Source organism: Dyella sp. (assembly GCF_036746095.1).
Classification (GTDB): domain Bacteria; phylum Pseudomonadota; class Gammaproteobacteria; order Xanthomonadales; family Rhodanobacteraceae; genus Dyella_B.
In genome coordinates, this window is the sequence record NZ_DAIOEU010000044.1 from 24,967 (window position 1) to 39,632 (window position 14,666).

9 protein-coding genes are annotated in these 14,666 nt (G+C 58.1%); 2 read left to right on the forward strand and 7 right to left on the reverse strand.

The features are described 5' to 3' along the window. Positions 1-1,200: 1,200 nt before the first annotated feature. The 7 genes from V7M64_RS16255 to V7M64_RS16285 form a co-directional block, all read right to left on the reverse strand. On the reverse strand, positions 1,201-1,626 hold the full coding sequence (locus tag V7M64_RS16255; RefSeq protein WP_333680497.1) for a hypothetical protein: 426 nt from the start codon (positions 1,624-1,626) through the stop codon (positions 1,201-1,203). A gap of 182 nt (positions 1,627-1,808) precedes the next feature. After that, positions 1,809-2,216 (reverse strand): hypothetical protein, encoded by a 408-nt coding sequence (locus V7M64_RS16260; RefSeq protein WP_333680498.1) that lies wholly within the window; start codon positions 2,214-2,216, stop codon positions 1,809-1,811. After that, positions 2,213-3,265 carry an RHS repeat-associated core domain-containing protein gene (locus V7M64_RS16265; protein ID WP_333680500.1) on the reverse strand — a complete coding sequence of 351 codons (1,053 nt, stop codon included), beginning with the start codon at positions 3,263-3,265 and terminating at the stop codon, positions 2,213-2,215. Before V7M64_RS16265 ends, V7M64_RS16260 begins: the two co-directional genes overlap by 4 nt. A 66-nt stretch (positions 3,266-3,331) precedes the next feature. Then, positions 3,332-4,534: a VCBS repeat-containing protein gene (locus tag V7M64_RS16270; RefSeq protein WP_333680501.1), complete on the reverse strand. Its 1,203-nt coding sequence runs from the start codon at positions 4,532-4,534 to the stop codon at positions 3,332-3,334. A gap of 98 nt (positions 4,535-4,632) precedes the next feature. Then, on the reverse strand, positions 4,633-9,432 hold the full coding sequence (locus V7M64_RS16275; protein WP_333680502.1) for a hypothetical protein: 4,800 nt from the start codon (positions 9,430-9,432) through the stop codon (positions 4,633-4,635). Positions 9,433-10,925: 1,493 nt separating this feature from the next. After that, positions 10,926-11,471, reverse strand: a complete 546-nt coding sequence (locus tag V7M64_RS16280) for a type 1 glutamine amidotransferase domain-containing protein (protein ID WP_333680503.1) — start codon at positions 11,469-11,471, stop codon at positions 10,926-10,928. A gap of 80 nt (positions 11,472-11,551) precedes the next feature. Then, positions 11,552-12,031: an SET domain-containing protein-lysine N-methyltransferase gene (locus V7M64_RS16285; RefSeq protein ID WP_333680506.1), complete on the reverse strand. Its 480-nt coding sequence runs from the start codon at positions 12,029-12,031 to the stop codon at positions 11,552-11,554. A 169-nt stretch (positions 12,032-12,200) separates the two neighbouring features. Between V7M64_RS16285 and V7M64_RS16290 the strand changes: the two genes are divergently transcribed. Further along, positions 12,201-12,698, forward strand: a complete 498-nt coding sequence (locus tag V7M64_RS16290; protein ID WP_333680508.1) for a hypothetical protein — start codon at positions 12,201-12,203, stop codon at positions 12,696-12,698. A gap of 21 nt (positions 12,699-12,719) precedes the next feature. Next, positions 12,720-14,495, forward strand: coding sequence for an acyl-CoA dehydrogenase C-terminal domain-containing protein (locus V7M64_RS16295; RefSeq protein ID WP_333680509.1), 1,776 nt, complete (start codon positions 12,720-12,722; stop codon positions 14,493-14,495). The last annotated feature ends 171 nt before the right edge of the window (positions 14,496-14,666 follow it).

A 14,666-nucleotide genomic window follows, 5' to 3' on the forward strand; every position in this document is an offset into this window, starting at 1 on the left:
TACAGTTCCATTCCGAATTGCTTCATCCGCCCAAGATTCATGATTTAACTTGCCTGGGTCACGTTCGACGATCCACCTTTCGAGGTCAAGCATCTCTCGTCTTGTTCCAGACATCATGATCTGCATGTCTTTGTTGAACATAACCTTCGAGGTGTAACGTCTAGCAGGGTTATAAGATATCCCCCATTTGAGCAGGTTACCGTTTTTGTCGTCAATCGATATAAATAAGCAGTGCGAGTACTTAGCGCAGAATTACCATGCAGAACATCCGCGAAGAGAGAAGCACCCTCTCCTGCCTCGAAGCCGTCAGCAGGCACAACGGCCAGCCCAGCGAATATCCAATCGCTTTTACTGCAGCCCTGACCAGCAGCGCAAGCTCCTAGTGAAGCCCCAGGCACAGCATCGGCCACCGGTGCAACAGTCGCAGCTGCGTCAGATATGCCCGCAGCTATTGCCCCATTCATGGCGCTAGCTGCGGCCTGCGCATGCTGGGTCATCATTCCGCTGGGCGATCCATTCGCATCGCCCCAGGCTCCGCTGGCAACCCGACTGAAGCTGTCCGAAATTTGGCGCATAAACGTACATGCTGGGCCCCCACAGTCGTCCTTGCCCGTGGGATCCATCCCCATAATCGGGTTGTTATCGACGTAGGCATATCGATTGAAGTTGAATGCGTCCCCTGGCGATGGCGTGACGGGATCTATGCTCAAAAAATGCCCCGTCACCGGGTCGTAATACCTCGCCTGCATATAAACGAGGTTCGTCTCCGGATCGCTCACATGCCCCGTGTATCCAGGACCTTTCGGTGCAGGGCCAGGCGCCGACGTGCCCTGAGGCGCATAGGTCCCGTAAGGCGTGTACTCGAACGTGGCCGTGATATTCCCGCTCGCATCCGTCTCTGCCAGAGGCGTTCCCTGCGGATCGGTATAGACGTAAGTCACCGTACCGCCGGTCTGCGCAAACGCATGCACGCTTGCAAACAGCAAACTCAGCGCGAACCAGCGCAGCACAAATCGACGGCAAGCGACCACGTTGCGGCAGACGAAAATGATGATTTTTTTCCAGCGACCGGATTAATGCAGCATCCGTATCTATCGCGTTCAAACCTCAATGGATTTGATCGCTCGTCAGTTGCGCGGTTTACGGGCTTTCTTGATGGGCGCTGGCACAAATAGCGCGGACTCGGGGCCCGACCAGATTTCATACACTGCGCAGGTCTCTCTTTCCCTTCTGCCGTATAAAATTTTTAGCCATGCCCACAAGGAAACCAACGGTATTCATGGACACGACCCCTGTCCCAACAATCAATACTTGACCACAGTCAGCGTCCCGCTTATCCCGCAAGTCCTGGTCCCACCGCAGGCGTGATGGATACTTCGAGAGCATCACCTGACCAAGATACATGCCAACGTCCATCGCCAATGAGTAACTGCGATTGGTCAACTCCCATGGTTCGATGGGCAAAATGCCTTTGAATTGAGGCGGCATCTCCTTCACCGCCTGCGCTGACTCTTCAGTTGTAAGAGCTCGCGTTTCAACTTGAGTGGCAAGCCATTCGCCCAAGGTATTGAGGGAATCGGGCGTTTCGTTCGCACGCCAGCGCTCAAACCCCTGCGTCGCTAGCACGGCTTTTCTTCAAGTGTGCGCATGCCTACCGGCAGAATATCAAGAAACCATTCTCGATAATCGGCCAATTCGCGTTTTGGCATCGTGTAAAAATCTAACGTGAAAGGAGGTTGCACGATCGGGTAAGTCATACGCTTTTCTATCTGACGACCTTCGTCTTCCCGCTCTTCTCCTGTTTTTGGTTACGCTCGATCAAGTATGTCAAGGAGCTTGGGAACGTCGATCGCTACTTTGCGCTTCACCGCCCATCTAGCAGCCTCGTCAATGGCTTCATGAATAGCATTTTTAACGTAAAGCGCTGGGTCCGGAGGTACTTCTTCGGGGACCGCCACCTGAACCATCAGCAAAGCCCTTGCCTTGGAGAAGCTACCCGTGCGGACTCCAACAAACTCCGGCTTCAGCATATTCCCAGGAACTTGAAACACTACATTTAGATTCAAAGGTACTTCAACGCCCTGCCTTACCTCACCGATACGAGTAGTTAGTTCTCTAATCGCCGCCTGCCATGGCTTGTTGGCTACGGTTGAACCCCCAACGATCGAACCCAGGGAAAGAGCCGGCGTTTCTTCCATTTCATCTACAGTTTTCATGGGGTACCTCCCGCCTTATCACCAGCCCACGGTTCACGGTTTAGTGCACCCGGGTCGCGTTCCACGATCCATCGCTCCAAATTGAGCATCTCCCGTCGCGAACCTGAGGTCATAATCTGCATATCCTTATCTAGCATAAAACCTTGGGTGTATCGCCTAAATGGATTCTTCGAGATACCCCACTTCAAGAGTCCACCTCCATTATCGATTAGTCGATACAAGTACGAGGTGGCTTTGCTGGCTGCTGAATTACCATGCACAGCCTTCCCTATGAGAGAAGCGGCATCTACTTCTTCACCTTCGCCAGGAATGACCAACAAGGCACCCATAGCCCAATCACCACCACTGCACTTCTCACCTGCAACGCAGGCGCCAAGCGTTGCACCGGGCACAGCGTCCGCCACCGGTGCAACGGTAGCAGCTGCGTCAGATATGCCCGCAGCTATTGCCCCATTCATGGCGCTAGCGGCGGCCTGTGCATGCTGGGTCATCATCCCGCTGGGCGATCCATTCGCATCGCCCCACGCTCCGCTGGCAACCCGACTGAAGCTGTCCGAAATTTGGCGCATAAACGTACATGCTGGGCCCCCACAGTCGTCCTTGCCCGTGGGATCCATCCCCATAATCGGGTTGTTATCGACGTAGGCATATCGATTGAAGTTGAATGCGTCCCCTGGCGATGGCGTGACGGGATCTATGCTCAAAAAATGCCCCGTCACCGGGTCGTAATACCTCGCCTGCATATAAACGAGGTTCGTCTCCGGATCGCTCACATGCCCCGTGTATCCAGGACCTTTCGGTGCAGGGCCAGGCGCCGACGTGCCCTGAGGCGCATAGGTCCCGTAAGGCGTGTACTCGAACGTGGCCGTGATATTCCCGCTCGCATCCGTCTCTGCCAGAGGCGTTCCCTGCGGATCGGTATAGACGTAAGTCACCGTACCGCCGGTCTGCGCAAACGCATGCACGCTTGCAAACAGCAAACTCAGCGCGAACCAGCGCAGCAAAGTCCCAATGGACTTTCGTATTTGCCGCTTCTTATGGGTATCCATGGCGTGACGTCCTTATTTGTCGATTTGCAACCAATGATCGATTGGCGCTGACAAGCTTTATGGAAACTAGCCGCCTGGAACGATGCCATTGGCCATCGCCCCGATGACCTTCCATCCCGACGGAATGGAAAAGCTCGGGCACGTGTAAGGCATCGGTGCGGGCGTGCTTTCATAACCGCTACCACCCAACGGCGGACACACTTCAAGCTCAGCCGTCCCGTGCTGATAGATCACGCCGGTCATGTTGGTGCCCCGTCCTTCGATGAGAAAGCCGGCTGAACTCCATGGCAGCTGATAATTGTTGTCGAGCCACCATTCCGTGGTCTGCCAGAGCGTCTGGTTTCCGATCTGATCAAAGGTACGGTCGAGTTCGAGACCAAAGGCTGTCTGGTTGGACGCGATGTAGATCAGGCTCATCAGGGAGCCTTCGTAGCCCCCGCCCAGTGCCACCATGGTGCTGCCCGGCCCATACGTGCCGAATGAGTAAGGCGTGAACTGATTGCCCATGCTATCCCAGATAGACATATCCTGGGCTGCGCTGGTCCAGATGATCGAAACGCGGTTCGACGGGGTGTAATACCCGATCGATAGCGGGTAGTAGCCGCAGGTAATGTTGATCGTTTTCGATTCGACGTGAACGCCGTTCTTCATCAGCCAGTAGCCGAACTGGCAGGTCGATGGGTTCAACCAGAGCAGATCATCCTGGCCATCCCCGTCCACATCAGCGGCGCCCACCAGCTTCCATCCTGCTGGATAGGAATCGATCTGCGTGGAGGTAAAGCCACCCTGACCATTGTTGGTCCATAGATAGAGATCGTGATTGCTGCTGGTGAAGACCAGGTCCGCCAAGCCGTCACCATTGAAATCACCAAGGGCACCGACAAAATAGCCAGACGTCACGCTGATGGTGCGCGAGCTGAGTTTGGTGACGGCGCCATTCGCATCATTGGTGTTCATCAGCCAATACTGGAGTTGGCTGGTTTGCGGGTTGAACAAAAACAGATCGGATACGCCATTGCCGTCCATATCACCGGGCACGTGTAAACCGGAGGGAACAGGTGTTGTGACGCGCAGCGCAGGCAAGGTATCGAAGCTGACGGTTTGTGCACTAACCAACGCTGGCCCGCATAGAACAGCCAGAATGCTTCCCCACTTCAACCACCATTGCTTGCGCATATTTCCCCCGATTAGATGAGCGCCCATGATGCCGATGTTCAAACTTCGCTTACGCAGCCATTTGATCGACACCACTTTGACGTTACCCAACATCTTTGAACACGCTCGTGCGATCGGACATATTGCTTTGGCCCCATGCACGTTGCTGTAGCAACCACCTGAGACCAACGACGAGCATGTCATCCGAGGAGCTAGTCATTGCTCCACTGTGAACACCCTGCGCTACTGCATGCTTCCGCATTGAAGGAGCGCAGGGGTCCGTAGGGATAAATGCCCGACCAAGATGTGTTGGAGCCCGAATACACCTGCGTATAGGTGCCACCGGAGAGTTCTCGCACCACATAAAATGTTGCGTTAGGCATTGCTGCCCAGGTGACTGTTACGTTTATGAGCTTGCTCCCTGGCACTTGTTTCACCGTGATGGTTGGTGTGGCGGGAATCAGCGCGACGGACTCAGTCACGACGTTACTCCAAGGCCCGCATCCCGAGGCATTACACGCCTGTACTTGGTACTGATACGTCCCATTGCCTCGCCCGCTCGTGCTCCAGCTGGTTGTACCGTTGTTCTGGATGAGGTTCCCGTTTTCTGTCAGGTTGTAATAGGTTGCCGTAGCTACACCACTCCAGCTGAGACCGTAGCTGCCGGTGTTGCTCGTACCACCGCCACTCAGCGACGGCGCCGAACCCGGCGGTAACAGCACACTCGTGGTAACCGGAGTGCTCCAACCGGTACATCCAGCGACGTTGCACGCCTCTACGCGGTAGTTATAGGTTGCATCGGTTTGCCCGGTGGCGTCATAGGCCGTACCCGTACCGCTCTGCACCTGCGTCCAGGCGCCACCGTTGACCTGCATCTGCACGACGTAATAGGTGGCTTCGTTGTTGCCTGACCAACTGACAATGTACGTGCCAGTCGTGCTGTTTTGCGTCTGCACCTGCGCGGTAGGCGCCGGCGACGGCGGAAGCGTGACCACCATTGCATTGGACGTCGCCCACCCCGAGCACGCCGAACCACCTCCGGAGGTGTTGCAGGCCTGTACTTGATAGGTGTACGTGCCATTGCCCAGTCCGCTCAGTGTGGCGCTGGTGCCGGTGCCGCTGTACACCGTGGTCCAATTCCCATTACTCAGCTTCTGCTGCAAGGTGTAACCGGTCACGATCGGTGTGGAGGCGCCCCAGCTGATGGTCACCGTGCCGGTGTAATTGGCGCTCGGCACCGTCAGGTTGGCAGGAGTGCTTGGCACCACACCGTAACTGGTGTTCACCGTGACAGCCGCCGAGGTGCCCCACCCCGCCGAGCCCGCCACCGTCCGGTTGAACGCTTCCACTCGATAGGTGTAGCTGCCTGACGTGGTGCCTAGTCGCGAGATGGAATTGGTCGCGGTGCCACTGGCAATCGTCGTCCAGGCGCCGCCGTTGACCGCTTCTTGCACCGTGTACGTATTGGCGCCCGCCGGGGCGGACCAGGTGACCTGGTAGCCACCATTGATCGTGCCGCTGGGGACAGTGACAGTGGGAACCGCCGGCCAGATGCCGACCTGGATATCCGCCCATCCGCTGCAGCCGCCGCTATTGCACGCCTGCAGTTGATAGAACTGCGTGCCGCCGGTACTCACTGTTAGTGATGCCGAGGCAGCACTCCCGCTGTACACCACCGTGGTGCCACTGAGGCCATTGGTGGTTTGCAAGGTATAACTGGTCGCGCCGGTGACCGCGTTCCAACTGACGGTGAAGTGGCCATTGTTGGGATTGGGCGTGACCACGATGCCGGTCGGCACGGCGAGCTGCGGTGTCGCATGCTTGGCGATCAGTTTCGTTCCCAAGTACACATAGTTCGTACCCGTGCCCGCACCCGGATCGAACTCGTACATCAGCTGGCCGGCCTGATCGTAAAAATAGTAGGCCGTGACCGCGCCGTTGGTCCCTGTCTTGGTGACACGACGGCCCGCCGCATCGTAGGCGTAGCTCTCCACTCCCGAGACCTGGAGCAGCTGGTTCTCGGCATCGAAGCTGTAACTCGTCGTCGCGCCGCCACTGGTCAGGCTAGCGCGGTTGCCCTGCGCGTCGTAACCGTATTGCGTCATGACGCTGCCGTTCTGGGCCACGCTTGCCAGGTGATTGCTGGCGTCATAGTTGAGCGTGAGGGTGTTGCCGCCGGTCAGGCGCGTGCGCAGGTTGTTCAGGGCATCGTAGGTGTAGCTCTCCGTGCCATACAGATGGCTCGCGGTCGCGCTGGTAAGGCGGTTGAGCGGGTCATAACCGAACGTTTTGGTGCGCTGGCCGTTGACCAGGTCATTGACGTTGGTGATGTTGCCGTTGGCGTCGTAGGTGTAATCCTCGCTGAGGTTTAACGTGCTGCCTAAGCCATAGCTGAAATTGCTCAACAGCTGGCGCGTGTTCTGCTGAGCGACGTAGCTGGCGCCGCTGCCATAGTTAAAGCTCGCCACCTGACTGTTCGGAAAGTACGTAATGCCGTTGGCGTAGGTACCCACCTGGGTCGTGCGGCCCAGCGCATCCGGGTTGTACGCCACGCCTTCACTGGTGCCGTTGTACGAGGGATAGCCGATGGCGCTGACATGGCCATACCCGTCGTACGAATAACCCAGTGCCCAGGCATAGCCCGGCACGGAAAGCGCCTGGGTGGTGAGCAGGTTGCGCGTGTCATAGCCGAACTGCTGCTGGGTGACGCCGGAACTGACGGTCTTGATATTGCCGACCAGGTCATAGGTGTAATTGGTGGTTTGCGTCCCCGCCGGCGGCGTGATCGACCAGACGCGGTTCATCGGATCGTAGGTGCGCACGGTCTGCGCAGTGGTGGGTACATCGCCCTGGCCGCAGCTGCCATCGGTGATGGTCTGGCCTTGCGCACTCCACGCCAGGTTGTTGGCGGCGTCATAGACCATCACCGTGCTACCGCTTTCCGGCTCCGTGGTGCGGCACAGGCGGTGATAGCCGTCGTAGAGCAGCGTCTTGGTGACGCTGTCGTTCTCGCTGCCGTAGGCACCGGACTGGGTGATCGAGGTGGGATTGCCGTAGATATCGCGCGCGATGGTTTGCGTGATACCGCCCGGCGCAATGACCGAAATCGGATCCTTATAGTCGGGCTCGTCGAAGACCTGGTAGTACGTGGTCGTCACGTTGGTGTTCGGGTCGGTGACTCGCTTGCCGGCGCCCGGCAGATAAGCCGTCGTCGTCGTCAATGCACCCAGTTCGCTGTCTTCCTGCGTTTGGGTTTCACGCTCCAACGCGTCGTAGAGGTGATGCGTGCCGGTGGTGACGGCGGTGATATCCGGTGTGCCATACACGGGATACGAGGCAAAGGTCATTGCACCGGTGTAGTCGTAGCTGGTCGCCGTGGTGATGTCCTGGCTGCCGCTGGAGGTGTCGCTCAGGATCGGGCGCAAGGTGGCGTCAAAGTAGGTGGTGGTCACCGCATTGCCGACGGTCGTGGTGCGATCCCAGTGTCCGGCTGCGATGCCGCGCTCGGCACTGTTGACGAACGAATACGTGAAATTTTTCTGATACCACGACACCGTATCGTTGGTCGGATAGGTGATCGTGCTGATCCGGCCGATGGGATCGTAGCTGTATTGCGTGGTGTTGCCGTTCTGGTCCGTGATCGACCGGATCTCGCTGAGGTCATCGACCGTCAGCGTTTCGCTGCCTGAGTCGGGGTAGTCGATTTCCTGGGGAATGCCGCGGTAGTAGTTGCTCAGGCTGGTCGTGTTGTTATTGCCATCGGTGAAGCTCGCCAGTTGGCCGGCGCTGTTGTAGGTATAGCTCATCAGGAACTCGCCGAAGCGCGAGCGCGATTGCAACAGGTCGAGGCTGTTGTAGCTGTTGTTCGTTTCTACCTCGCCGGTGCCGACGTTCGTCACTGTCTGCGGCAAGCCCAACACCCACAGGTTGGTGTCGTTGAGGTAGGCGGTGGTCTCTTCGATCGAGGACTGTCCGGGGATATCGTTATAGCGCTTCACATCCGTGGGTTGTGCGTAGGCGTTGAACGCCATCGTTTGCCAGGTGTAGTTCTGGCCGTCCTGAGTGATCGTGCGTTGACTTAATGGTGCCAATTGTTCGGTTTGATAGTAATTGTCGCGGTACGCCAAGTCGGCGCCATAGACGCTTGGCCACGCGCCGGTCGACGCATTGGCGTAGGTATTAACCACCGAGCGCACCAAGCTGCCGCCATAAGCGCCGCTGTATGTGTCCGTACGAAGGAGCAGCCCTTCGGTGGAATCGAAGCGATTGCTGTGCGTGTAACGCGTGTCGTTACCGTTGGGGTCGGTGACATCCGTGTAAACGGTCGTGGGGCACGTACTGCTAGTCGCGCAGGCGTCGGTACTCCAGCTCGCATTTGCGGGCGAATAGCTATAAGTCCATGTTTGCGTTGGCATTCCCGCACCCGAGATCACCTCACTGGTAATGGCAGGTTGAACGTACCACTCCGGCCAGATCGCCATGGGGATCTCGTCCACCGGCGCGCTGGCTAACCCCCAACACAGTTGGGGCGTATACGAACGGCCGCTCATTTTCATCACGAAGCTAAAAGTGCCCGTGAGCCCGGAGGGAGTTGTGATCGTACCGGTCATGGTGCCTGGTCCACTTACCGGAGTCGTATTGGAATAGGGAAACCGGTTGGCCGAACACGCATTGGAAGGGAGAATGAGATCGTACGCACCAACAGGTAAGTTGTCGGACCACGAACTGCCATCGGGCAATTGAACAACGAACTGACCGGCTGCGTACGTATATGTCCAGGTGCGCGGCGAAACGTTGGACGCCTTGGCGGTAATCGTTTGGATGACCGACGAACCTGGCGCGTAGGTGAAATCAACTTCGCGTCCGTCATTCGCCGTAATACTGGAGAGATAACCCGTGGTGGAATCGTAGTTGTAGATCAGCGTATTGCCGAAGCGATCCTGGATCTGCGTGACATACATCAATGCATCTTCGCGATACAGGATGGCCAGCCCGCCTGGTCCAGCGGTCATGGGCGTGACACTCTGCCCTTTGAGGGCACTCTTTGCCGCGAAAGAGCTCGGCCCGGGGGGAGGCGTCTGTGTTGCGATGATCGTACCGTCAGGCGGAAGTGGGCCACCCGCGCCAATGATTGGGTACCACGGACGATAGACAAGGTGAGCGAAGGTGTAGCGCGTGCCATCGGGTGCGATGGCAAGGAATCCTTCGCCACCATCACTCGCCGTAACACCGCAAGTGATCATCCAGTTGTTCTTCGTGACAATGTTAAAACTCGCCCCGTTGTTCGGTGACAGAGTATTCGCACCGTAGCGGGGCATCAGTTGCTGTTTGCCTTCGCCGGGCACCAGCAAGTTGTAGCCCTCCCACCATTCATCCGCCACCCAGCCACCCTCAGCCAACGTGGACAGAATGCCTGGTGGCGGCGCGAAAGTGCTGCATCTATTTGTTGTACCTACGTCAGGAGTAGTTCCACCGACCCCTGTTTGCCACACGGCCGTCGATGGGAGACCGGCAGTCCCTACAAGCGTTTCGATACGGGGAATATCCAGATCCCAGCTTCCGAATGGGAAAGACGGAGGAGCGGTATCGATGATGTGGGAAGGCCACTCATAAAATTCCAGTGATCGACCCACGGTGATGGCCGGGCCATTACCACGCAACGAGACATCCGTGACGTGGAACGACGTGCTTCCGTCATACGTACTGATGCTTTCGCCAAACGGGTGCTCGCCCAAGGGTTCGATGTTTTGATCGACCTGAATGAGCTTCTGGTATTCCAGATCGGGGGTCGCTCCTCCCGAGGACTGGGCGTGGCATGAACCGGCCAGCACCAACAACGCGGCTACCCACAGGCAGCTCCTTTGCCAACATGCATGCATCGAATTGTCCCCTTTGATCTGCGCACTGCGCGCAGGCAAGCCCTCACCCATAGCGAGCTCATCCCAAGCCTTGGCACTCGCCGCCATCTCCTAATCCCCCTGTCCCCTGGATATTGCGGAGACGCATCAATGACCGTCATGCGCGCCGCACAATTCGCACATTGAATAGGTTTCAGAAGGTCGGAAACAATCGGTAAAGGACGACGCCTGTTGTAGGACTTAACCTACATACGTCGCAATTTTTTACTGATGGCGAACGTGTCCGGGCGCTGCATTGGCAAGTCAAAGAGTTATTTGCGTCCATCGCGAACTTCACGGACGCCTTACCCAATCATCAGTACCAGGACGCCGGGTGAATGACCGACGCCACAGCGCTATTTCCCGTATTTCAAGGAGGAATACCCAGGCAACGGTTATCGATAGTGAATTCGTTGCTTATTGCCAGTCTCGTTGGCTTCGTATTGCCGAGTACCGCGAATGCTCAGAGACTCTGCCGCACTTTCGCGATCCACAAGTAAAATGGGCAATCGATAAATACGATTTTGTTCTCATCCGCTGCAAATGCAGCGAATGCTTTCAATTCTGCGAAATGTACCCCTCTCCCCGTACGGAGAGGAGGCTCCACGCTACGCCGCCAGCAACTCGATAAACGCCTTGCCAAACGCCGGAATATCGTCCGGCTTGCGGCTGGTCACCAGGTTGCCGTCGCGGATTACTTCGCGGTCTTCCCAATGCGCGCCGGCATTTTCCAGATCTTTTTGCAGGCTGGGCCATGACGTCATGGTGTGGCCTTTGACGCAACCGGCGTCGATAAGCGTCCACGGCCCATGGCAGATCGCGGCGATCGGCTTGTTGGCGTCGCCAAACGCGCGCACGAACGATATCGCTTCTTTTTTCAGGCGCAGCTTATCGGGGTTCATCACGCCGCCCGGCAGCAGCAACGCCTCGTAATCATCGGGCTTGGCCTGGCTGAGCGGGCGATCCACTTTCACCGCATCGCCCCAGTCGCTGACGTTCCAGCCTTTGATTTCCTTCGCATCGCCGGGCGCGATCACCTCGACCTTGGCGCCGGCTTCTTCGAGCATCCGCTTGGGCTCGGTCAGCTCGGAGTATTCGAAACCTTCGGTGGCAAGCACGGCAATCTTCTTGCCGGACAAGGATTTGCTGTTCATGGGCAGACTCCGGGTGGGAGACCCAGAGTCTGCAAACGACCCGATCCAGGCCGCGTATGCCGGCGGTGAGCGCGGCGTGATCAGTGCTTGGGCTGGCGCTTGGGCTTGAGCAGCGTGCCGGTGCACTTGGGCGAGCCGCACAGGCACGCCCACTTCTTCTTCAGGCGGGCGGTATGCGGCACTTCCAGCACGATGCCGTAGTCGTAGGTGAGTTCTTCGCCGGCCTTTATGTTGCGCTTGGCCTCGATCACCACCTTGTCCTTGCGCAGGTCACCGCTTTCGCTTTCGATTACGAACGCCACGCAGTTGGGGGCGCAGCTGTGGTTGATCCAGCGCGCCACGTTGCCCTTGCGGTTGGCGTCGAGGATGTATTCCTCGTTGAGCGTGAACAGGAAGGTATGCCCTGTTTCGCCACCGTCGCCGTACATCTCGTCGGCTTCGTCATGGGTCATCAGCGTGCCCTTGTATTCGATGATTTCTTCACCCTTCTTGATGGGGGCGACGGCAAAGACGCCATTGCCGTGGATGGGTGAGCGGCGAGCAACGATGCGACGGGACATGGATGACCGTAGTTGGGATGAAAGTGAGAGCAGCCAGTAATGATGCCTGCTCTGTGTGGCCTTTGGAACCGCATGCGACCATTTCGTTTCAAACGTCTTGCGTGCTGCACGCCACCATTCCACCCATCCCATTCCCTGTTATATTCAAACAATCGTTTGAGGTGCCTTCATGAAACGACTGCTCCACGGACTGGCCTTGTTGTTGTCGGCAATCGCGCTGGCCGCCTGCGGACCACAACGGCAAAGCGTGTTCCCGCCCACCATCACCATCCAGCAGATGCGCGTGCAGCCGGACGGCGCCTGGCAACTCACCCTGCGCTTCCAGAACAACAGCTACACCGGCATGGAGTACCAGTCGATCGAGGGCAGCCTGCAGGTGGCGCAAGGCATTCCGGTGCGGGTGCATGCAACGTTCAACCTGGATGTGCCCTCTTTCGCCGGCGACGTAGTGCAAGCGGAAGTGTTGCCGACACCGGCCATGAGCCAGGCTTTGCAGGCGGTGTCCGCCAAGGGCAGCGCGGGGTCCTTGCCCTACATGCTCAACGGCATCGTGCATTGCGTACCCAACCTGGAGGACCACCCGGACAACAAGAATCCGCGTGATTTCCCGGTTAGCAGCAACTCTTTCCTTTCGCCGGTCCCCGGTGTTCCTAATACATATCGCTAACGCTCTACCAAGGATCCAGCCATGACGCTCTACAAGGCCCCGCTCGATGATCAGCGCTTTGCACTTTTCGACGTACTTGGCGCCGAAGCCGTACTGACCAAGCTGCAAGGTGGCGACGGCCATACGCGCGACCTGCTCGATGCGGTGCTGGAAGAGGCCGGCCGCTTGAGCGAACAGGTGCTGGCGCCGACCAATGCGCCGGGCGACGAAGAAGGCTGCCACTTCGACAAGGCCAGCCGTACCGTCACCACGCCGAAGGGCTTCAAGGAAGCATTCAAGCAATTTGCCGAAGGCGGCTGGGCCGGCCTCACCATGGCGGAAGAATTCGGCGGGCAGGCGCTGCCTTCGGTGCTGGGTGTTGCCACCACGGAGCTGTTCCAATCCGGCAATCTGTCGTGGAGCCTGTATCCGCTGTTGTCCGAAGGCGCCTGCCATGCGCTCGAACTGCACGGCACGGACGACCAGAAGCACACCTACCTCAAGCCCATCGTCTCTGGTCAATGGACCGGCACCATGTGCCTGACCGAGCCGCAGGCCGGTTCCGATCTGGGCCTTTTGAAAACGCGTGCGGAACCCGGCGCGGATGGCAGCTACAAGATCACCGGCACCAAGATCTTCATCAGTGCGGGTGACCACGATCTGGCCGAGAACATCATCCATCTGGTGCTTGCACGCCTGCCCGACGCGCCGGCCGGCAGCCGCGGCATCTCCATGTTCATCGTGCCGAAGTTCAAGGTAGGCGGCGATGGTGCGGTGGGCGAGCGCAACAACGTGTACGCGGGCGCCATCGAGCACAAGATGGGCATACGCGGCTCCGCCACCTGCGTGATGAATTTCGACGAGGCGGAAGGCTTCCTGATCGGCCAGCCGCACAAAGGACTGGCCGCCATGTTCACCATGATGAATGCCGCACGCCTGTCGGTGGGCGTGCAGGGTTTGGCGCTATCCGAACGCGCGCTGCAGAACAGCTTCAACTATGCGCGCGAACGTTTGCAGTCGCGCTCGCTTTCCGGTGCAAAATTCCCGGACAAGCCCGCCGACAATTTGCTGGTGCAGCCGGACGTGCGCCGCATGCTGCTGACCCAGCGCGCCTTCGTCGAAGGTTCGCGCATGCTGCTGCTGTACGCCGCACTGCAAACCGACATCGAAGCACGCGGTGCGGACGACGCGCAGCGGCAGAAAGCCAGTGAACTGCTCGCCTTCCTGATTCCGATCGCCAAGGGCATGGTCACCGAGCTTGCGCAGGAGTGCACCAAGGAAGCGTTGCAGGTCTACGGCGGCCACGGTTTTATCGTGGAGAACGGCGTAGAGCAGTTCGTGCGTGATGCACGCATCATTACGTTGTACGAAGGTACTACCGGCATCCAGGCGGCGGATCTGCTGGGCCGCAAGATCCTGCAATTGAAGGGCATTGGCTTGCAGCATTTCCTCGGCGAAGTCGGCGCGTTCTGCAAGCAGCATGCAAACGATGAGGCCTTGAAGTCGTTCGTCGGCACGCTTGGCGCGCTCGGCAAAGAATGGGGCGAGCTGACGATGAAGCTGGCGCAGCGTATCCAAACCAATCCGGAAGAACTTGGCGCCGCCGCCACCGACTATCTCTATTACAGCGGCTACATCACGCTTGCCTATTTCTGGGCGCGTGCCGTAGCGGCGCTGGCGCACAGCACGCAGCAGCCGGAATTCAAGCAGGCGAAGCGGGATGCGGCGGCGTTCTATTTTGCACGCCTGCTGCCGCGTACGCATATGCACAAGGCCGCGATCGAGGCGGGGGTCGATACGTTGCCGGTAATTGCATAAAGCTGTGCAAGCTTTGCGAAAAGCGCCTGGGTTATCCGGGCGTTTTTATTTTGATGACAAAAAGCCGCCGACTAGCAAATCAGTTCGGCACATTCCTCACCGTCATTCCGGCGAAAGCCCACTGCTGTCCGGGGAAAATAATTCGGCCCTGGCGGGAGGCGTTGCAAGGCC

Bases quoted from the DNA above. Each gene is read 5' to 3' on its own strand.
- V7M64_RS16280 (WP_333680503.1), bottom strand. From the start codon at position 11,471: ATGAACAGCAAATCCTTGTCCGGCAAGAAGATTGCCGTGCTTGCCACC.
- V7M64_RS16260 (WP_333680498.1), bottom strand. From the start codon at position 2,216: ATGAAAACTGTAGATGAAATGGAAGAAACGCCGGCTCTTTCCCTGGGT.
- V7M64_RS16270 (WP_333680501.1), bottom strand. From the start codon at position 4,534: ATGTTGGGTAACGTCAAAGTGGTGTCGATCAAATGGCTGCGTAAGCGA.
- V7M64_RS16275 (WP_333680502.1), bottom strand. From the start codon at position 9,432: ATGACCGCTGGACCAGGCGGGCTGGCCATCCTGTATCGCGAAGATGCA.
- V7M64_RS16290 (WP_333680508.1), top strand. From the start codon at position 12,201: ATGAAACGACTGCTCCACGGACTGGCCTTGTTGTTGTCGGCAATCGCG.
- V7M64_RS16265 (WP_333680500.1), bottom strand. From the start codon at position 3,265: ATGGATACCCATAAGAAGCGGCAAATACGAAAGTCCATTGGGACTTTG.
- V7M64_RS16295 (WP_333680509.1), top strand. From the start codon at position 12,720: ATGACGCTCTACAAGGCCCCGCTCGATGATCAGCGCTTTGCACTTTTC.
- V7M64_RS16285 (WP_333680506.1), bottom strand. From the start codon at position 12,031: ATGTCCCGTCGCATCGTTGCTCGCCGCTCACCCATCCACGGCAATGGC.